Below are 18,529 nucleotides of genomic sequence, written 5' to 3'. Positions count from 1 at the left end.
CTCAACCTCCGCCCTTGACGGTTTTCCCGCTCGTCGCCCTGGCGGCCACCTCGGGGTCGATGCCCAGGCAGCGCACCGAGAAGGAGGCCAGCGCCTCCAGGTAGTCCGACTCCAGCGCCGCCTCGTCCGCGCAGGTGGCCCGGCCGCCCTCGACCAGCACCCGACCGGCCACCAGGACGGTGTCCACGTCGGCGGAGCCGCCGAGCGCGAGGAAGCTCTCCAGCGGGCGCGGGTTGATCAGGTAGCGCCAGTCGTCGGCGGGGATCAGCACCAGGTCGGCCTGCTTGCCGGCCTCGACGGTGCCGATCCGGTCGTCCCAGTCCAGTCCGCGGGCGGCGATCCTGGTGGCCATGGCCAGCGCCTCGGTGGGGGCCAGCTCGGTCGGGTCGGCGTACATCTCGTTGTAGAGCTGCCAGGCGATCTTCATGTTCTCCGCCATGCCGCCGACGGGCAGCGCGGCGCCGTCGGTGGACAGCGACACGTCCAGCCCCGCCCGGCGGAACTCGGGGATGGCCCGGGTCTCGGTCATCGTCGACTCGCCGGCGCCGCCGTACTTGGCGGGCGAGTGGCTGATGTGCGCGCCGGCCTCGACGAGCAGCTTGCGCTCCTCCTCGTCGACGAACGCGCAGTGCACCGCCATGAACCGCTCCGACAGCAGGCCGAGGTCGGCGAAGCGGCGTACCGGGGTGGCGCCGTAGCAGGCGAGCATCGCCTCGCTCTCGTGGCGCAGCGCGCCGACGTGGGTGGCGAACGGCACGTCGAACCTGGCGGACAGGGCGGCCAGGCCGGCGCCGAGCTCGTCGGTCATGTTGGTGCCGTAGACGGCGGTCGGCCTGGCGCGCACCAGCTCGCCGTCCGCGGTGGCCGCGCGCAGCACGCCCTCGATGCGCTGCAGCACCGTGTCGGCGTCGCGGGTACGGCGGAAGACGCCCTCGCCCGGCACGCACACCGCGTCGCTCGCCCAGGTGCTGACCATGCAGCGCATGCCCAGGTGGCGGGCGGCCGAGGCGAGCGCCTCGGGGCGGTTGAACGAGCCGACGTCGCCCAGCGTGGTGACGCCGGTGCGCAGCTGGGTCCACATCGAGTAGCGGGCGATGGCCTCGGCCTCGTCCGGCGAGAGCTGGTCGATCTTGTCGTGGAAGGAGTCGAAGACGGCCGAGATCTGCCCGAGGTCGCCGCCCAGCGCCATGAAAGCGGGCCGGTCGTCGCGGTCGTGCGGGGGCCGCAGCGTGCCCTTGAACGGCAGCCGCATGGCGAACAGCTCGTGCCAGTGGGCGTTGACGAAGCCCGGCAGGATCATCTTGCCGCGGGCGTCGATCACCCGCGCGCCCTGGCTGAGCGGCTCGACGGCGGAGGTCGGCCCGGCGGCGACGATCTTGTCGCCGGCGACGAGCACGGAGCCGTCGGGGATGACGCTGGCGCCGGGGTCGGCCGGGTACAGGCAGCCGCCCTTGATCAGCAGCGCGCTCATCTCACGGCCTCCCTCAGGTGTCTTTCCCACGCGTCGAGGGTCGGCTCGGCGGCCAGGACGGCGAAGTCGAGCGTGACGCCCTGTCTGCGGTACCTGGTCACCAGGCGCATCATCTCCAGTGAGCCGACGCCCAGGTAGACGAGGTTGGCGTCGCCGGCGATGTCCTCGGGGGCGGCGCCGATGAGTGCGGCGACGGTCTCGCGCAGCGCGCTCGCGTTGGCTGTGGTCTGCATGTCTGGTTCATCCCTTCTCGGCCCAGTCCCTGGGCGCGCTACGGTCTCTGGCCGCCGCGGCCAGCACCTTCTTGTCGACCTTGCCGAGCGGCGTGAGCGGGAAGCCCGCGACGTACTCCACGCGGTCGGGCAGCTTGAACTCGGCCAGCCCGCGCTGGTGCAGCGCCTGCTTCAGCTCGGGCAGCCCGGGGCGCTCGCCGGCCGCGCCGGACTCGGGTGCGACGAGGAAGGCGTAGATCCGCTCCCCGAGGAAGTCGTCGGGCACCGGGACCACGGCAGCCCTGGCGACGTGCGGGTGGGCGAGCAGGTGGCCCTCCACCTCGCCGGCGGAGATCTTGTCGCCGCCGCGGATGATGACGTCCTTCAGCCGGCCCTCGATGACCAGGCGGCCCTCCGGGGTCAGGCTGGCCACGTCGCCGGTGCGGTAGAAGCCGTCGCCGGTGAAGGCCCGCCGGTTGTGCTCCTCGGCCCGGTAGTAGCCGCGCAGCGTGTACGGGCCGCGGGTGAGCAGTTCACCGGCCACCCCGGCGGGCACGTCGTCGCCGTTCTCGTCGACGATGCGCACCTCGTCGGCCGGTGAGATCGGCCGGCCCTGGGTGTGGACGACGGCCTGCGGGTCGTCGTCGTCGCGGGTCATCGACAGCAGCCCCTCGGCCATGCCGAACACCTGCTGCAGGCGGCAGCCGAGCTCCGGCTCGATCCTGGCGGCCAGCTCCGGCTGGAGCCTGGCGCCGCCGATCTGGATCGTGCGCAGGCTGGACAGGTCCGCCGGGCCCCACTCCATGGCCTCCAGCCAGAGCTGGGCGACGGTGGGCACGACCGAGGTGAACGTGACGCGTTCGCGCTCGATGGCGGTGAAGCAGTCGTCGGGGGTGGGGTCGTCGGCGAGCACGACCCGGCCGCCGGTCGACAGCGTGCCGAGGACGCCGGGGCAGCCCCAGGTGAAGTTGAACTCCACCGGCAGCGCGGCCAGGTAGACGTCGGCGGCGGTGAGCCCGCACACCTCGGCCACGGCCCTGAGTTGGTAGGCGTAGTCGTCATGGGTCCTCGGGATCAGTTTGGGCAGCGCGGTGGTGCCGCCGGAGAGCAGGAAGAAGGCCACGTCGGACGGGTCGGCCGGGGGCAGCGGCGCGGGCTCGGCGTCCACCTCGGCGAGCGGCACGACCGCGGGGTCCGGCCCGGCCGCGCCGAGCGTGAAGATCAGGCGCAGCGCCGGCGACTCGGCCAGCATGTCCCGGGCCAGCGCCACGTGGTCGAACCCGCGGTAGGTGCCGGGCACGACGTAGGCGACCGCGCCGGACAGCTCCAGCAGGTGCCTGATCTCGTTGGCGCGGTGCGAGGCCAGCGAGAACACCGGCTTGGCGCCGATCCGGAACAGGGCGAAGGCCACGATCACGAACTCGGGCACGTTCGGCAGCTGCAGCACGACCCGGTCGCCTGGGCCGATGCCCCGGCTGAGGAATCCGGCGGCCATGCGGTCGACGCGGGCGTCCAGGTCGCGGTAGGACAGCCGCAGCTCGCCCTTGACCAGCGCGGTCCGCGTGCCGTGTTCGCCGGCCCAGGTCTTCAGCAGGTCGCCGAGGCTCTCCCCGAGCCACAGGCCCTCACGCCGGTAGCCGGCCGCGATCGGCGCGGGCCACGGTGTGCATCCCGGCAACATCATTCCTCCCCGTCGGGCTCGTAGGGTGCGGTGATCTCGACGACGGCGCAGCCGGCCTCCATGCCGGGGGCGCTGCCGATGAGCAGGATCTGGTCTCCGGTGGTGACGGCGCCGGTGGTCCACAGGTGCTCCAGCTGGATGAACAGGTCGCCGGCGCCGGCATGGCCGACCGTCCGGGTGAACTCCCACATGCTGCGGTCGGCGTCGATGCCGAGCGGGTCGAGGAACATGCCGGCCAGCGCGCCGCGGGCGAACGCGGTGTGGCAGACCTTGACGATCTTGTCCATGGACGTGCCGGCCTCGGCCAGCGTCCGGTCGGCCGCCTCGGCGACGCAGTCGCCGAAGTGGCCCATCGGGGGTGCGATGCCCTGCGCCCACAGGGTGCGCCAGTGGTCGCTGCGCTCCTCGAAGTTCAGCCCCCGCCCGACCGTGATGCCGGGCGGGAACAACTCCTCGCCGCCGCGGTGCAGTTCCTCCATGGACGGGTCGGAGACCGACCCGACGGCCAGCACCCTGGCGATGCCGCCGCGCCTGGAGACGACCGCGGCGGCCGCGCCGTCGGCGAGCAGGAACATCCGCGAGGCCCGCCAGCGGTCCACCATCGGGGTGGAGAAGTTGTCGGCGGCGGTGAGCAGCACCGCGTCCTTGGCCGGGTCGGCGATGAGCCGGTGCGCGGCCAGTTCCAGGCCGGCGATCATGCCCAGGCAGCCCTGGCGGACCTCCAGCGCGGTGATCGGCCGGTTGAGCGTGTTCTTCAGCACGTAGTGGGGGGCCGACCAGCCGTCGGGGCCCTGGTGGAAGCTGTCGCTGTGCAGCAGGGCCCCGAAGTCGGCCGGGTCGTGCCCGGCCCTGGCCAGGGCGACCCCGGCCGCCCGCGCCGCCATCTCGGGCGCGGGCAGGTCGCCGGCGACCATCACGGCCGCCATTCCGGAGGTCTCCAGGTCGGACCGGTCGTACCAGTCCTGCGCGACCGCGTGCTCGGCGGTCACCACAGGCGGCAGGTACGTGCCGAGCCCGGCCAGGTAGACGCTGTCGAATCTCATCGGGCGCTCCCGGCGGGGACCAGGTAGTGCGCCACGCTCTCGAGCTTCTCGCAGGTCTCCTCGAACTCGCGCTCGGGCGTCGACTGGCCGACGATCCCGGCGCCGGCGCGCAGCCAGGTCCTGCCGCCGACGCGGTAGGCGCTGCGCAGCACCAGGGCCGCGTCCATCTCGCCGGTGTGGTCGACGGTCAGCACCGCGCCGCTGTAGAGCCCGCGCGGCTCGGCCTCGTGCCGCCTGATCGCGCTGTAGGCGGCGTCCTTCGGCACGCCCGAGGCGGTGACGGCGGGGAAGACGGCGCCGAAGGCGTCCCAGGGGCCGTAGCCGGGGGCGAGCTTGCCCGCCACCTTGGAGGCCAGGTGCTGGACGCTGCCGCGCTCGCGGATGGCCATGAACTCCGGCACCTCGATCGAGCCCGGTACGCACACGTCCACCAGTTCGTCGGTGCCGACCTTGACGGAGATCGCGTGCTCGTAGACCTCCTTGGCCGAGCCGAGCAGGTCGGCGCGCAGCCGCTCGTTGGTGAGCAGGTCGGCGGTGAGCGCGCGGGTGCCGGCCAGCGGCTGGCTGATGACGCGGCCGCCGGCGTCGACCTTGACGACGATCTCGGGGCTGAACCCGACGGCCTCGATGCCGCCCAGGTCGAGCAGGAACGAGCGGGCCGGGTTGTTGCCGCGGCGGCCGGCCAGGTAGGTGCCGACCAGGTCGACCTCTTCGTCGACCTGGACGACACGCGACAGGATGACCTTGTGCAGCTGCCCGGAGTTGATCTCGTCGACGGCGAACTGGACGATGGAGCGGTAGTCGTCCTCGCCCTGGTTGCGCACGTCGAGCGGCTTGGGCTCGGCGGCGGGCGCGCCGCCCGAGGCGGCGATCACGTCGAGCAGCGCGCTGAGCGTGGCCTGGTCGGCGGCGCGCAGGTGGGCGCGGCCGTGCGCGATGCGGACCTCGGCGGCCGGCACCACCAGGTGCAGCAGCCGGTTGTCGCCGACGTGGCGGGGGTCGCCGTCGTCGGCGTAGGACAGTTCGAAGGTGGCCCAGCCGTAGGCCCGCCAGGCGGGCACCTTCACGGTGTCGAGCAGGCGGGCCACCTGGCGCAGCGGGCGGCCGTCCCAGGGCAGGACCACGTCGTCGGCGCCTTCCTGGCTCAGCCGGGCGCCGGTGCGGTCCAAGGTGAGCTCGGCGCGGCGGCCGGCGGCGTAGGCCCAGGTGCCGTCGCTTTCGTAGACGACGTGGTCGGCGTACGGGCCGGAGGCGGCCAGGCGGGCCGCGACCTGCACGGGGTCCTCGTTCAGCGGGACTCTGGTCTCGAAATAGTGCCGCGAACCTGTGGTGATCATTTGCTGTTCTCCCCTCAGTGGTTACTATCTAAAGTCTTACGTCGGTAACAAGTTGGGACAATGGCCCGGCGATTAGGGTTGCTTCTCGAACGGAGGCCGGCTGCTTCAGGCGGCGACGGCGGTGCCGTGCAGCCAGGCGACCTCGTCGTACAGGTCGTCCGGGCTGAGCGCGGACAACATCGCGTTCCTGGCGCGGGCGGCCTCGCCCGCCGGGTGGTAGAGCCTGGTGCCCAGCTCGCGGGCGACCAGCTGCGCCTTGGCCGTGCGCTCGCCGCGCTCGGCGTTGTAGTCCGCCAGGCGCCGGGGGATCGCGTCCTCGGCGCAGTCGAGCATTCTGCCCAGCACCACGGCGTCCTCCAGGGCCATGCAGGCGCCCTGGGCCGCGTACTGCAGCATCGGGTGGGCCGCGTCGCCCAGCAACGCCACGCGGCCGTCGGTCCAGTCGCGCACCGGGTCGCGGTCGCACAGCACCCAGCTGCGCCACCGCTCCCCCAGGTCGAGCAGCCGGCGCGCGGTCTCGCTCAGCGAGGGGAACTCGCCGAGCACGTGCGCCTTGTCGACCGGCTCGCCGACCACCTCGGACCGCGCGCCGTCGTCCCTGGTGGCGGCCAGGTTCAGCATGGACCCGCCGCCGATCGGGTAGTGCACGAAGTGCCAGCGCGGCCCGGCCCACAGCGTGACCGTGTTCCAGCGCAGGTCTTCCGGCACCTGCTCCATCGGGATGACCGAGCGGTAGATCGTGTGGCCGGAGACCCGCGGCCGGCCGTCGCCGACGAGCTGGGCGCGGACGGTGGAGCGGATCCCGTCGGCGCCGATGAGCGCCGCGCCGGTGAACCGCTCCCCCCGCGCGGTGATCGCGGTGGCCCGGTCGCCGTCCTGCTCGTAGCCGGCGATCGTGCGCCCGGGCAGCAGCTCGACGTTGGGCGCGGCCCGGCAGGCCGCCAGCAGCGGCGCGTACAGGTCGCCGCGGTGCACCACCACGTACGGGTTGCCGAAGCGCGAGCGGTAGGCCCCGCTCAGCGGCATCACGGCCACCTGGTCGCCGCTGGTGCCGTCCATGAAGCGCAGCTCGTCGATGAACACGGCCCGGTCGCGGACCTCGGCGCCGACGCCCAGCCGGTCGAGCGCGTGGAAGGCGTTGGGCGCCAGCTGGATGCCCGCGCCGATCTCGGCGAAGGTGTCGGAGCGTTCGAGCACGGTGACCCGGTGGCGCCCGCGCGCCAGGGCCAGGGCGGCGGCCAGTCCTCCGATGCCGCCGCCCGCGACGATGATGTCGGCCATCTCCGCCGCCCTCAGCCCCGGGCCGCCGCGATCGCGGCGGCCATCTGCTCGATGCTGGCCTCTTCGAACAGCTCGTCGATGCCCACCTCGACGTCGAACAGCTCACCGATCAGCCCGGTCAGCGTGGCCGCGCGGATCGAGTCGCCGCCCAGCTCGAAGAAGTTGTCGAGGATGCCGATGCCCTCCAGGTCCAGCGTCTCTGCCCACAGCCGGCGCAGCTCGCGCTCCACCTCGGTGCGCGGCTCCTGGTAGGGGGTGTCGACGTCGGGCCGCGACTTGGGCGGCTCGGGCAGCGCCTTGTGGTCGATCTTGCCGTTGGTGGTCATCGGGAACGTCCCGACCACGTACGCCGTGGGCACCATGAAGGACGGCAGCCGGCGGGCGAGCTCCCTGCGGATCTCCCTGACCTGCGGCGTCTGGCCGGCCTCCGGCTCGACGTAGGCCACCAGCCTGGTGTCGCCGTGCGCGTCCTTCCTGGCCAGCACGGTCGACTGGCGCACGCCGGGGAAGTCCGACAGGACCACCTCGATCTCGCCCAGGTGCACCCGGTTGCCGCGCACCTTGACCTGGCCGTCGGTGCGGCCGACGATCTCGATGCTGCCGTCGGCCCAGTAGCGGGCCAGGTCGCCCGAGCGGTACAGCACGGGGTGACGCTCCGGGTCGATCGGGTTGTCGATCCACTTCTCCGCGGTGGCCTCGGGGCGGCCCAGGTAGCCGGCCGACAGGCTGTCTCCGGCCACGCACAGCTCGCCGATCACGCCGGGCGGCAGCGGCCGCAGGTCCTCGCCGAGCACGTACGTCTTGACGTTGGGCGTGGGCCGGCCGATCGGCGGCGTCCTGCGGGCGCGACCCTCGGGGCCCAGGCTCTCGCCCAGCTCGGTCAGGTCGCACATGGCCACCACGGTCGCCTCGGCCGAGCCGTACAGGTTGAGCACGTGGAAGGGCAGGTCGGCCGAGGGCCAGGTCTGCACCCGCTCGCCGCAGATCCTGATGTTGCGCAGCGCGGTGTGGGCGGGCCACTCCAGCGTCCACAGCCGCTCGGCCATCGCCTTCATCAGCAGCGCGTGGGTGATGCGGTTGGTGACGAACCAGTCGCGCAGCCACTCGGCCGAGGTGACGACCGACGGCTCGGGGATGTGCACGGCGGCGCCGGCGCTGAGCACCGAGAAGCACTCGACCTCGACCATCCCATAGCCGGGGGCGGCCATCCAGGTGCCGCGCGAGTCCGGGGTCACCTCGCACAGCGTGCGCATGCTGTAGATCAAGTTGCGTGCCGCGCCGTGCCTGACCAGGACGGCCTTCGGGGCGCCGGTGGAGCCCGAGGTGTAGCAGATGTGGATGAGGTCGTCCTCGGTGACGGGCTCGGCGACCGGGTCGGCGGACTCGCTCTGCCAGTCGTCGCCGTCGAGGGTGAGCACCGGCGCGATGCCGGCCACCTTGTCCTCGTGGGCGCGCATGGTCAGCGTGACCGCCGCGCCGGCGTCGCCGATCATGAAGCGGACGCGGTCGGCGGGGAAGTCCGGGTCGAGCAGGATCGCCGCGGCGGCCAGCTTGAAGCAGGCGAGCTGGGCGATCAGGCTCTCCGGGCCGCGCGGGAAGCACACGCCGATCGTGGCGCGGGGCCTGACCCCGATCGCGGTCAGGCGGCGGGCCAGGCGGTTGGCCTGGGCGTCGAACTCGCCGAAGGTGAGCTCGCCGCCGTCCCAGGCGACCGCGATCTTGTCGGGGGTCTCCGCCGCGATGCCGGCGATGATCTCGTGGAAGAAGGCGGGCGGGACGGTCTCGTCGGTCTGGTTCCAGTCGGTCAGGACGCGCCTGGTCTCCTCGGGGGTGAGCAGCGCCATGTCGCGTACCGGGGTGGTCGGGTCGGTGGCGATGGCGTGCAGGATCCTGCTCAGGTGGGCGGCGTACTGGTCGCTCGCCTCGGCGTCGAACTCGGCCGCGGCCATGACCAGTTCCAGCCCGTCCCTGCCGACCACCAGGGTCAGCGGGGCGACGGGCGGCTCCTCGGCCGACTTGGCGACGGCGGCGTGGCAGGACTGCCCGGTGTACGGCTCGGGCGCGGCGGCGGTGACGGCGGCCAGCACGTCCCAGGCGGGGCTGGCGCCGCTGACCCGCAGCTTGATCACGCCGGCCGGGGCGGCGATGACCACGTCGCCCTCGCCGGTGTAGCGGTGGATCAGCGCGGCCAGCGCCGCGGCGGCGAACCTGTCGGGGTTCTGGCCGCGCTGCGGCATGGGCACCGCGCGGCGGTGCACGGGCCCGGAGCGGTCGTCCCCGACGGGGTGTGCCAGAGGCAGGGTGGTGGTGTCCATGGGTTCTCTCCTTGAGTCCGTTGGGTCAGGCCACGAGCGCCGGGATCTCGGCGAGCCGCCGCCTGGCGGTGACGGACTGCGCGAGGTCGTCGATCATGCGGACGGTCTGCTCCCAGTCGACGCAGGCGTCGGTGACGCTCTGGCCGAAGGTGAGGCATTCGCTGCGGCCGAGGACCAGGTCCTGGCGGCCGGCGGTGAGGAAGCTCTCGATCATCAGACCGGAGATGCCGCTCTCGCCCAGGGCGATCCGCTCGGCGATCTCGCCGACCACGATCGGCTGGCGCTCGTGCTTCTTGCCGCTGTTGGCGTGGCTGGCGTCGACGAACAGGGTGCGCGGCAGCCCGGCCTTGCCGAGCCGCTCCAGCGCCCTGGCCACGTGCACGGGACCGTAGTTCGGGCCGTCGGCGCCGCCCCGCAGGACGAGGTGGCAGTCGGGGTTGCCGCTGGTGGCCAGGACCGCGGCGGAGCCGTGCTCGTCGATGCCGGGGAAGACGTGGCCGCTGGCGGAGGCGACGATCGCGTCGATGGCGTTGTCCACGTCGCCGGCGGTGCCGTTCTTCAGTCCGACGGGCATGCCCAGGCCGCTGGTGAACTGCCGGTGGATCTGGCTCTCGACCGTGCGGGCGCCGATGGCGGCCCAGGAGACCAGGTCGGACAGGTAGCCGGGCACGGCCGGGTCGAGGAATTCGCAGGCGATGGGCAGGCCCATCCCGGCGATCTCCGACATGAGGCCCCTGGACAGGCGCAGGCCGTTGGCCAGGTCGTTGGTGCCGTCCAGCCACGGGTCGCTGACCAGGCCCTTCCAGCCGAGTCGGGTGCGGGGCTTCTCCACGTAGACGCGCATCGCGACGACGATCTCGCCCGACACCTGCTGGGCCAGCTCGGCCAGCCGCTCGGCGTAGGCCAGCGCGGCCACGGGGTCGTGCACGGAGCAGGGGCCGACGACCGCGACGAGGCGGTCGTCCTGGCCGCGCAGCACGCGGGCGATGTCCCGGCGGCCGCTCATGACCACGTCTTCGGCGCGGGCCGACAGCGGGATCTCGGTACGCAGCTCGGCGGGCGACGGCAGCGGCTCGACGACCTGGACACGGGGGACGATGGCCTGAACAGTGTGCATGGGAGTTGTTCCTTCCGGGAGAAATGTGTAAAGAGGTCAGGCCGCGTCGGCCGCGAGCACGGCCGCGGAGAACGTGAATCCCATGCCGGTGCCGAGCAGGAGCACCTTGCCCCCCGGCGCCAGCAGTCCTTCCTTGACCAGGTGGCTCAGGCTGTAGAGCGCGTCGGCCGGGCCGAGGTGGCCGATGGTCAGGCCGAGCTCCGACAGGTCGTTGGCGGGGGTCTCGGCCAGCGGCCGCACGAAGCTGTCGCGGTAGAGCGCGCGGCCCACGAAGGGGGCGGCGTACCAGTCGATCTGCGACATCTCCAGCCCGGCGTCGGCCAGCACCCTGGCGACCACGGTGGTCACGCCGGCCGCCGAGCGGGCGCGCACGTCGCGCAGCGACACCTCGCCACTGGCCAGGAACTCCCTGGTGCGCTTGCGCATGTCCGGCCGCGGCTCCGGCTCGGTGCCGAACGGCTCGTTGCCGCGCGCGAGTCCTTCCAAGGAGGTGTCGGTGAACGACACCAGCGACAGCAGCCGCAGCCGGCCGCCGCCCCTGGTGACCACCACCGACGCGCCGCCGTCGCCGAACACCATGCCGGGAGACAGGTACCAGCGGTCGGTGGGCGGCGCGAACCTGTCGGCGATGGTGATGAGCGCGTTCGGCAGCTCGGGCCGGGCGCTCAGCGCGGTCGCCGCGATCTCCAGGCTGGCCAGGGAGCCGTTGGAGGCCGCCTGGACGGTCGCCGGCATGCCCTGCAGCCGGGTCCCGATCAGCTCCTTGGCGATCCAGCAGGCCGCGGGCCACATGTCCAGGCCCTGGTAGTGGCTGTGACTGTGCAGGTAGTAGGTGTCGGGAACGATCTCCACGCCGTACTCGGCGGCCTCCTTGACGGCCTGCCGCCCGGCGGTCACGGCCATCTCGGGCGGTGCGGCCGTCGCTTGGGAGACCGAGACCACACCGGTGCTCTGGGCGACCTGCTCGGAGTACGCGCCATCGGCGATGGCCCGCTTCACCGGCACCAGGTCGCCGATCACGCCGCCGGTCCCGGCGATCCAGATGTCATCGAATCGCATCAGTGGTAGTCCTTTCAGCTCGTTACTGTCTAACACGCTACGAAGGTAACGAACCTTGGACAATGCCCCAGCGATTAGCGCTACTTCTTAACCGGCAAAGTAAGAACGACGGTAACCATCGAGTCAAACAGAAAGGGCCCGTCCGCGCGGACGGGCCCTTTCTGGGGGTGGGGTTACTTGCTGGCGACCGCCTCACGCGCCGGGGCGGCGGGAGCCGCGGCCCTGGTCGTGGGCACGAACACGGCCAGCACGGCGATCAGCACCGACAGCCCGGCCGACAGCCAGAACGCGGTGTGGTACGCCTGGATGCCGACGTTGCCCGCGAGACCGGAGGCCGTGACACCGACCGCCAGCCACAGGCCGACGCCGAGCTGCCTGCTGGAGTTGTAGAGCCCGGAGGCCAGGCCCATGCGCTGGATCGGCACACCATGCGTGCCCGCCACCGCGGTGCTGATCATCATGACCGTGACACCGAGGCCGAGCAGCAGGCCGCCCGGCAGGATGTCGGCCCAGAACGAGCCGTCCACCGGGATGCCGGTCAGCAGCAGCGAGCCGGCCGTCAGCACCACCGCGCCGCCGAGCAGCACCGGGCGAGCGCCCTTGGAACCGGTCGTCATGGCCACGTTCTTGCTGGCCAGCACCACGATGAGCGCCTGCGGGAAGAACGCGAGACCGGTCTGGATGGCCGAGAAGCCGAGCACCTGCTGCATGTAGACGCTCATGAAGAACGTCGAGATCGACATGACGCCGCCGGACAGGAACGCGATCGCGTTGCCCGTCGTCACCCCGCGGTTGGCGAAGATGGACAGGGGCACCAGCGGCGCGGACAGCCGCGACTGCAGCACCAGGAACGCGATCAGCGCGACGCCGCCGCCGATGAGCGGCCACAGCACGCCGGGCGCGCCCCAGCCGGTCTCGGCGGCCACGGTCAGCGCGTAGATGATGGCGCTCATGCCGCCGGTGACCAGGATCGCGCCGGGGACGTCCACCCGTCCGCCGCGGGCCTGGGCGTGGTCGGCGTTCAGCGCCTTGATCGCGGCCAGCACCAGCAGGATGCCGACCGGGACGTTCACCCACATGACCGAGCGCCAGCCCAGGTACTCGGTGAGGATGCCGCCGAACAGGACGCCGCCGGTGAAGCCGGCCGACGCGACGGCGCCGAAGATGCCCATGGCCTTGGCCCGCGCCTTGGGCTCGGTGAAGCCGCCGGCGATCAGCGCGAGCACCGCGGGCGAGACCGCGGCCGCCGACAGGCCCTGCAGGGCACGCGAGAGCACGAGCACGATCGGCTCGGTGGCGAAGCCGCCCACCAGCGAGGCGGCGGTGAAGACGGCCAGGCCGCCGACGAACATGCGCTTGCGGCCGACCAGGTCGCCGAGCCGCCCGCCGAGCAGCAGGAAGCCGCCGTAGAACAGCGCGTACGCGCCGACGACCCACTGCAGGGCGGCGTCGGTGAAGCCCAGGTCGCGCTGCATGGACGGCAGGGCCACGTTCACGATCGCGAAGTCGAGCACCAGCATGAACTGGGCCGTGCAGAGCAGCCCCAGCGGCGGGCGCCGGACTGTGTTTTCCGACATGTGCCTTTCCTTTCTGGATAGACCAGGCTGGATGGCAGCCAGGCCGCTCGGCCTAGCTGTGGGACGTGTTAGGGGTCAGGAGGTATTCGTGGGCCCGGATGCCGTGCCTCCTCTCCCTGAGGCGAAGGTGCACCGGCGGCCTGGATCCGTTCTCCGAGAGGACTACCGGCGAAATGGTTTTGGCGGTAATGTGGTCTGTATGAAGGGACAACCGGGGAACAGGGCCATCGCGCCCGGCCGGCTCGCGCTCGTGCAGTCCTTCGTGAATAGCCTCAACGTCGAGTTCGGCCCCGACGAGTTCGCCACCGTCGAAGGCTTCGGCGGCTGGCTGCGCCGCCACGGCTTCGACGTGCCGGCGCCCGGCGAGCTCGACCGGCGTGAGGCCGTCATTCTGCGCGAGGCGCTGCGCGCCCTGCTGCGCGAGCACAACGGCGGCGACGCCGACCCGGCGGCGCGCGGCACCGTCGAGCACGTCGCCCGCGGCTGCCCGCTCGTCGTGGAGTTCGACGGCAGCGGCGCGATCGGCCTCGGCCCGGCGCAGCACGGCGTGCGCGGCGCGTTCGCCACCGTGCTCGCCGCGGTGACCGAGTCGGTGATCGAGGGGTCGTGGCAGCGGCTCAAGGCCTGCCACGAGCACGCCTGCGAGTGGGCCTTCTACGACCGCTCCCGCAACCGCACCGGCCGCTGGTGCTCGATGGAGATCTGCGGCACCCGGTCGAAGATGCGCGCCTACCGGGAGTCCAGGAAGCGCGGCTGAGCCCGGATCAGGCCAGCAGGCCGGGTCGTCCCTTCTGGGGCGGACGGCCCGGTCGAGCGCGCACGGCGAAAAGGTCACGGGGCGTTCTCCCTGCCGAGCAGGCGGCGGGCGACCACAAGCTTGGTCGCGGCGGCGGTGCCGTCGGCGAGCTGCAGCCCGATGACGTCGCGCAGCCGCTGGGCCACGGGGCCGTCCTCCGACCAGCCGAGGTGCCCGAGCGTGAGCAGCGCCTGGTGCGCGGCCTCCATCGCGGCCCTGGGCGCCCACCACTTGGCCATGTTGGCCGACTCGCGCGGGTCCAGGCCCGCGTCGGCGCGCCACAGCGCCTCGAACGACACCAGCCGCGCCGCGTGCAGCATCGTCGCGTGCTCCACCAGCGGGAACGACACCGACTGGAACCGGCCGATGGGCTGGCCGAAGGCCTGCCTGGAGCCGGCGTGCGCGAACGCCTCGTCCAGCGCCGCCCGGCCGACCGCGATGGCCATCAGCGCGATCAGCGCCCTGGAGACGCCGAAGCCGCGCATCACCTGGGCGAACCCGCGGCCGACGCCGCCGACCACGTGCTCGGGCCCGGCGCGCAGGCCCTCGAAGACCAGCCGGCCCCGGCCGCCGGCGCGGCAGCCCAGGTCGTCCAGGCGCTGGCGGCGCACCTCCTCCAGCGGGACGTAGAACGCGGTGATGCCGTGCGGCCCCGCCTCGCCGGTCCTGGCGAACAGCAGGCAGTGCGTGGCGTAGGCGGCGGACATGATCGACGTCTTCTCGCCGGTCAGGATCCATCCGTCGCCGTCGGGCCTGGCCGTCATCTCGATGTTGCCGGCGTCGGTGCCGTGTCCCGGTTCGGTCAGGCCGAGCGCCAGCACGGCCTCGCCCCTGGCGATCGGCGGCAGCCACCGCGCCAGTTGCTCGGGGCTGCCGTTGGCCGCCAGCACGCCGCCCACCAGCGCGGCGTTGAGCACCGGGAAGCACACCGACAGGTCGGCCGCGGCCAGTTCCTCCAGGACGATGCCGGCGCTGACCGCGTCCAGGTTCCTGCCGCCGTACGCCTCGGGCAGGCGCAGCGCGAACAGTCCCTCGTCGGCCAGGTCGGCCAGCAGCCCGGGACGGTAGGAGCCGCGCACGTCGGCGTCGCGCCTGAAGGGCGCGACCCGCTCGGCGGCGAATCTCCTGACCTGCTTGGCCAGGGCGTTCTGTGCGGTGGTGAAGTCGAAGTCCACGTCAGTTCCTCAGCGCGTCTCGGAGGGCGAATTTCTGGATCTTCCCCGAGGGGGTGCGGGGCAGGGACGGCACGATCTCCACCCGCTCCGGCCAGTACTGCTTGGCCATGCCGAGCCCGGACAGGTGGGCCCGCAGGTCGTCGAGCGTGAGCGGGCCGCCGGTGGTGACCAGGACGGCGCAGGCGCGCTCGCCCAGCCGCTCGTCCGGGTAGCCGATGACGGCCGCGTCCCTGATCGCCGCGTGGCGCAGCAGGGCGCCCTCGACCTCGACGACCGGGATGTTCTCCGCGCCGCGCATGATGATGTCCTTGACCCGGCCGGTGATGCGGATGCCGCCGTGGCCGTCGTCGCGGGCCAGGTCACCGGTGTCGAACCAGCCGTCGGCGGTCACCGACTCGGCGTACACCTCTGGCCGGCGGTAGTAGCCCAGGCACTGGGACGCGCCGCGCACCTGCAGCAGCCCCGACTCCCCCGGCGGCACCGGGCGGCCGGACTTGTCGGCCACCCTGACCCGCATGCCGGGCACCACCGTGCCGTCGCTCTCCGCGGCGCGCAGCGGCGGGTCGGCGGGCCTGGTGATGGTCACGCAGCCGTTCTCCGACATGCCCCACAGCGCGTAGACCCGGCAGCCGAGCACCTGGTCGGCGTCCTCCACCAGGGCCGGCGCGATGGGCGCGCTGCCGGTGGCGAACGTGCGCAGCGCCCGCAGGTCGCGCGGCGCGGCGCGCTGGGCCTCGATGAGGTCGGACAGGAACGTGGGCGCGCCCATGAAGAACGTCACCGCCCGCTCCTCCAGGATGCCCAGCATCCGGCCGGCGTCCCAGGTGTCGACCTGGACGGCGGTCGCGCCGAGCAGCAGCGGCATGACGAAGTTCCAGGTGTATCCGGCCTGGTGGGTGGTGGGCGAGCCCATCGCGGTGACCTCGTCGGGGCTCAGGCCGAGCACGTCCGCCTGGGCGCGGTTCATCGCGTACAGGGTGTTGTGGCTGTGCACGACGCCCTTGGGCTCTCCGGTCGTGCCGGAGGTGAAGATGAGCTGGGCCGGGTCGTCCGGGCCCGCCTCCAGCGCGTCCAGCAGGTCGGGGCCGGCCGGTTCGGTGCTCAGCAGGTCGCGCTCGAAGTCGAGCACGCCCTCCCCGGCATGGTCGCCTGCGCCGAGGAGCACGCGGTGGCGCAGCGTCGGGACCGCCGCGGCGACCTCGGCGCTCATATCGGCGTAGGAGAAGCCGCGGAACTCGGCCGCGGCGATGTAGACGGGGCTGCGCGTCAGCGTGGTCATGAACTCGACCTCGCGCCTGCGCATGATCGGCACGATCGGGCCGGCGACCGCGCCGATCCTGGCGCAGGCCAGGATCGAGGCGATCAGCTGCCAGGAGTTGGGCAGTTGCAGGCTCACCACGTCGTGGCGGCGCACGCCGAGCCGCAGCAGGCCCGTGGCCAGCCGGTCGACGCGTTCGGCCAGGTCGGCGTAGGTGACGGTGACGGCCGCGCCGTCCTGGTAGCAGACCAGGGCGGGCTTGGCCGGGTGGACGGCGACGGCCCGGCGCAGGTCGTCCAGGATGGTCTCCGTCCGCCACCAGCCGGCCGCGCGGAACAGCTCCGCCTCGGCGGGCAGCGCGAGGACGTCTCCGGTGGTGGACTCGGCGGTGGTGCTGGTCATCAGGCGTCCTTTCTGCCGAGTGCCGCGCGGGCCCGCTCGGCGACCGCCCCGGCGGTGACGCCGGCACGGCGCAGCAGGTGACGCTGGTCGCCGGCGATCGAGACGAACGCGTCGGGCATCGCCACCCGGTGCACCCGGACCGGCATGATCTCGGTCAGGCACTCGGCGACCGCCGAGCCGAACCCGGCCGAGGCCCAGTGCTCCTCCACGGTGATCACCAGTCCGGTCGCGCTGGCCCAGCCGGCCAGCGTGGCGGTGTCGAGCGGCTTGATCGTGTGCACGTGCAGCACGGCCGCCCGGACGCCGTCGCGGGCCAGCAGGTCCGCGGCCTCCAGCGCGGCCAGCACCGGGTACGGGCCGCTGGCGGCGATGGTGACGTCCAGGCCGCGGCGCAGCACCTGCGCCCGGCCCAGCCGGACCGGAGGTCCTGGCGGCAGCGCCGGGGTGGGGCCGCGGCCCAGCCGGAAGTAGACCGGGCTCGGCAGCGCGACGGCCTGCCTGAACAGGGACTCGGTCGTGGCGGCGTCGCCCGGCGCCACGACGGTCATGTTGGGCAGCGTCCGCATGACGGCCAGGTCCTCCAGCGCGTGGTGCGTGGGGCCGAGATGCCCGGCGGACACGCCGGAGTGGGTGGCCGCGATGAGGACGGGCAGCCCGTTCATCGCGATGTCGATCTTGACGGCTTCCGCGGCCCGCGAGGCGGCGAACGCCGCCATCGTGTTGACCAGCGGGTGCCGCCCCTCCTTGGCCAGGCCGGCGGCCGCGCCCATGAGCGTGTGCTCGGCGATGCCCAGGTTGATGTACCGGTCGGCGGCGGGGCCGAAGTCCACCCCGCCGAACAGCCCGGTGTCGGTGTCCAGGCACACCAGCCGCTCGTCGCCGGGCAGCAGCTCGGCGACGAGATCGCGGTAGACCTCGCGGGAGGCGCGCAGGGCGGTGGCGCTCATCGGCGCTCCCCGTCCGCCTCCGCCGCCTTGCGCAGCGCGGCCAGCGCCCGCTGGTGCTGGCGCTCGTTCAGCCGCGCGTAGTGGCTGCGCACCTGGCCCTCGACGAACGGCAGGCCCTTGCCCTTGACGGTGTGGGCGATGACGAGCGTGGGCCGCCCGGGCGCCGGCGGGGTGCCGAGCGCCAGGGTCAGCTCGTCGACGTCGTGGCCGTCGGCCTCGCGCACCTGCCAGCCGAACGCGCGCCACCGCTCGGCCAGCGGCTCGGTGCCGCCGACCACGTCGGTGTCGCCGGTGATCTGCAGGTGGTTGCGGTCGACGATGGCGACCAGGTTGTCCAGCCGGTGGTTGGCGGCCACCGCGGCCGCCTCCCACACCGAGCCCTCCTGCAGCTCGCCGTCGCCCATGATGACGAAGCAGCGGCGGTCGGTGCCGTCGAGCCTGAAGGCCAGCGAGAAGCCCAGCCCCAGGGCCAGGCCGTGGCCGAGCGAGCCGGTCGGCATCTCCACGCCGGGGATCTCCGGGTGGGGGTGTGCCATGAAGTGGCTGTCCGGCCTGGCGTAGTCGTTCAGCCACTCCTCGGGGAAGAAGCCGGCCTCGCTGAGCGTGGCGTACAGGGCGATGCCGCCGTGCCCCTTGCTCAGCAGCAGCACGTCGCGGTCGGGCGCGCCGGGGAACTCCGGATCGACCTGCATGATCCGGAAGTACAGGGTGGCCAGGATCTCGACGAGCGACAGCGAGCCGCCCGCGTGACCGCCCTCGGGTCCAGCGCACATCCCGACGATGTGCTCCCTGATGCGGGCGGTCTTGTCCGCCAGGCTGTAGGTGCGTGGCGTGGTGGGGCTGATGGTCATGACCACT

Annotated in this window: 15 protein-coding genes; 1 reads left to right on the top strand and 14 read right to left on the bottom strand. The window is 72.8% G+C overall.

Features of this window, described 5'->3' with window-relative positions; translation table 11 throughout:
* Nucleotide 1 precedes the first annotated feature (1 nt).
* From HII36_RS20615 to HII36_RS20570, 10 genes are all read right to left on the bottom strand, one after another.
* Nucleotides 2–1,471: an amidohydrolase family protein gene (locus HII36_RS20615; RefSeq protein ID WP_173524860.1), complete on the bottom strand. Its 1,470-nt coding sequence runs from the start codon at nucleotides 1,469–1,471 to the stop codon at nucleotides 2–4.
* A complete protein-coding gene (locus HII36_RS20610) occupies nucleotides 1,468–1,704 on the bottom strand; it encodes a phosphopantetheine-binding protein (protein WP_173524859.1) in 237 nt (78 codons plus the stop codon). The genes HII36_RS20615 and HII36_RS20610 overlap by 4 nt, the downstream gene beginning before the upstream one ends.
* A 7-nt stretch (nucleotides 1,705–1,711) precedes the next feature.
* On the bottom strand, nucleotides 1,712–3,367 hold the full coding sequence (locus tag HII36_RS20605; RefSeq protein WP_328807799.1) for a (2,3-dihydroxybenzoyl)adenylate synthase: 1,656 nt from the start codon (nucleotides 3,365–3,367) through the stop codon (nucleotides 1,712–1,714).
* The gene (locus tag HII36_RS20600; RefSeq protein WP_173524858.1) at nucleotides 3,364–4,407 is read right to left on the bottom strand and encodes a ketoacyl-ACP synthase III family protein; all 1,044 of its coding nucleotides are present in this window, start codon (nucleotides 4,405–4,407) and stop codon (nucleotides 3,364–3,366) included. The genes HII36_RS20605 and HII36_RS20600 overlap by 4 nt, the downstream gene beginning before the upstream one ends.
* Nucleotides 4,404–5,744, bottom strand: a complete 1,341-nt coding sequence (locus HII36_RS20595; RefSeq protein WP_173524857.1) for a salicylate synthase — start codon at nucleotides 5,742–5,744, stop codon at nucleotides 4,404–4,406. Before HII36_RS20595 ends, HII36_RS20600 begins: the two co-directional genes overlap by 4 nt.
* Before the next feature lie 105 nt (nucleotides 5,745–5,849).
* A complete protein-coding gene (locus tag HII36_RS20590; protein ID WP_173524856.1) occupies nucleotides 5,850–7,025 on the bottom strand; it encodes a 3-hydroxybenzoate 6-monooxygenase in 1,176 nt (391 codons plus the stop codon).
* Between the two features lie 11 nt (nucleotides 7,026–7,036).
* Nucleotides 7,037–9,340, bottom strand: coding sequence for a non-ribosomal peptide synthetase (locus HII36_RS20585; protein WP_173524855.1), 2,304 nt, complete (start codon nucleotides 9,338–9,340; stop codon nucleotides 7,037–7,039).
* 25 nt (nucleotides 9,341–9,365) lie between these two features.
* Nucleotides 9,366–10,457: a 3-deoxy-7-phosphoheptulonate synthase gene (locus HII36_RS20580; RefSeq protein WP_173524854.1), complete on the bottom strand. Its 1,092-nt coding sequence runs from the start codon at nucleotides 10,455–10,457 to the stop codon at nucleotides 9,366–9,368.
* Between the two features lie 36 nt (nucleotides 10,458–10,493).
* Nucleotides 10,494–11,516: a ketoacyl-ACP synthase III family protein gene (locus HII36_RS20575; RefSeq protein ID WP_173524853.1), complete on the bottom strand. Its 1,023-nt coding sequence runs from the start codon at nucleotides 11,514–11,516 to the stop codon at nucleotides 10,494–10,496.
* A gap of 173 nt (nucleotides 11,517–11,689) precedes the next feature.
* On the bottom strand, nucleotides 11,690–13,093 hold the full coding sequence (locus HII36_RS20570) for an MFS transporter (RefSeq protein WP_173524852.1): 1,404 nt from the start codon (nucleotides 13,091–13,093) through the stop codon (nucleotides 11,690–11,692).
* 199 nt (nucleotides 13,094–13,292) lie between these two features.
* On the opposite strand from HII36_RS20570, the gene HII36_RS20565 reads away from it, so the two are divergent.
* A complete protein-coding gene (locus tag HII36_RS20565; RefSeq protein WP_173524851.1) occupies nucleotides 13,293–13,850 on the top strand; it encodes a CGNR zinc finger domain-containing protein in 558 nt (185 codons plus the stop codon).
* A 74-nt stretch (nucleotides 13,851–13,924) separates the two neighbouring features.
* Here HII36_RS20565 and HII36_RS58705 read toward each other — a convergent pair whose 3' ends face one another.
* The 4 genes from HII36_RS58705 to HII36_RS20545 are packed head-to-tail and all read right to left on the bottom strand — an operon-like array spanning nucleotide 13,925 to nucleotide 18,522.
* Complete coding sequence (locus tag HII36_RS58705; RefSeq protein ID WP_173524850.1) at nucleotides 13,925–15,064, bottom strand: acyl-CoA dehydrogenase family protein; 1,140 nt, start codon at nucleotides 15,062–15,064, stop codon at nucleotides 13,925–13,927.
* A gap of 1 nt (nucleotide 15,065) precedes the next feature.
* The gene (locus tag HII36_RS20555; RefSeq protein WP_173524849.1) at nucleotides 15,066–16,724 is read right to left on the bottom strand and encodes an AMP-binding protein; all 1,659 of its coding nucleotides are present in this window, start codon (nucleotides 16,722–16,724) and stop codon (nucleotides 15,066–15,068) included.
* Nucleotides 16,724–17,671 carry a transketolase family protein gene (locus HII36_RS20550; RefSeq protein WP_173524848.1) on the bottom strand — a complete coding sequence of 316 codons (948 nt, stop codon included), beginning with the start codon at nucleotides 17,669–17,671 and terminating at the stop codon, nucleotides 16,724–16,726. The genes HII36_RS20555 and HII36_RS20550 overlap by 1 nt, the downstream gene beginning before the upstream one ends.
* Nucleotides 17,668–18,522: a transketolase gene (locus HII36_RS20545; RefSeq protein ID WP_173524847.1), complete on the bottom strand. Its 855-nt coding sequence runs from the start codon at nucleotides 18,520–18,522 to the stop codon at nucleotides 17,668–17,670. Before HII36_RS20545 ends, HII36_RS20550 begins: the two co-directional genes overlap by 4 nt.
* Nucleotides 18,523–18,529: the final 7 nt, after the last annotated feature.

The organism is Nonomuraea antri (assembly GCF_013283785.1).
Lineage (GTDB): Bacteria > Actinomycetota > Actinomycetes > Streptosporangiales > Streptosporangiaceae > Nonomuraea > Nonomuraea antri.
This window is presented reverse-complemented; position numbering and strand designations above follow the sequence as displayed.

What these genes read in the sequence shown, in the direction of transcription:
- HII36_RS20605 (WP_328807799.1), bottom strand. Translation starts at nt 3,367, where the DNA reads ATGATGTTGCCGGGATGCACACCGTGGCCCGCGCCGATCGCGGCCGGC.
- HII36_RS20610 (WP_173524859.1), bottom strand. Translation starts at nt 1,704, where the DNA reads ATGCAGACCACAGCCAACGCGAGCGCGCTGCGCGAGACCGTCGCCGCA.
- HII36_RS20570 (WP_173524852.1), bottom strand. Translation starts at nt 13,093, where the DNA reads ATGTCGGAAAACACAGTCCGGCGCCCGCCGCTGGGGCTGCTCTGCACG.
- HII36_RS20555 (WP_173524849.1), bottom strand. Translation starts at nt 16,724, where the DNA reads ATGACCAGCACCACCGCCGAGTCCACCACCGGAGACGTCCTCGCGCTG.
- HII36_RS20565 (WP_173524851.1), top strand. Translation starts at nt 13,293, where the DNA reads ATGAAGGGACAACCGGGGAACAGGGCCATCGCGCCCGGCCGGCTCGCG.
- HII36_RS20595 (WP_173524857.1), bottom strand. Translation starts at nt 5,744, where the DNA reads ATGATCACCACAGGTTCGCGGCACTATTTCGAGACCAGAGTCCCGCTG.
- HII36_RS20585 (WP_173524855.1), bottom strand. Translation starts at nt 9,340, where the DNA reads ATGGACACCACCACCCTGCCTCTGGCACACCCCGTCGGGGACGACCGC.
- HII36_RS20575 (WP_173524853.1), bottom strand. Translation starts at nt 11,516, where the DNA reads ATGCGATTCGATGACATCTGGATCGCCGGGACCGGCGGCGTGATCGGC.
- HII36_RS20580 (WP_173524854.1), bottom strand. Translation starts at nt 10,457, where the DNA reads ATGCACACTGTTCAGGCCATCGTCCCCCGTGTCCAGGTCGTCGAGCCG.
- HII36_RS20615 (WP_173524860.1), bottom strand. Translation starts at nt 1,471, where the DNA reads ATGAGCGCGCTGCTGATCAAGGGCGGCTGCCTGTACCCGGCCGACCCC.
- HII36_RS20590 (WP_173524856.1), bottom strand. Translation starts at nt 7,025, where the DNA reads ATGGCCGACATCATCGTCGCGGGCGGCGGCATCGGAGGACTGGCCGCC.
- HII36_RS20550 (WP_173524848.1), bottom strand. Translation starts at nt 17,671, where the DNA reads ATGAGCGCCACCGCCCTGCGCGCCTCCCGCGAGGTCTACCGCGATCTC.
- HII36_RS20545 (WP_173524847.1), bottom strand. Translation starts at nt 18,522, where the DNA reads ATGACCATCAGCCCCACCACGCCACGCACCTACAGCCTGGCGGACAAG.
- HII36_RS20600 (WP_173524858.1), bottom strand. Translation starts at nt 4,407, where the DNA reads ATGAGATTCGACAGCGTCTACCTGGCCGGGCTCGGCACGTACCTGCCG.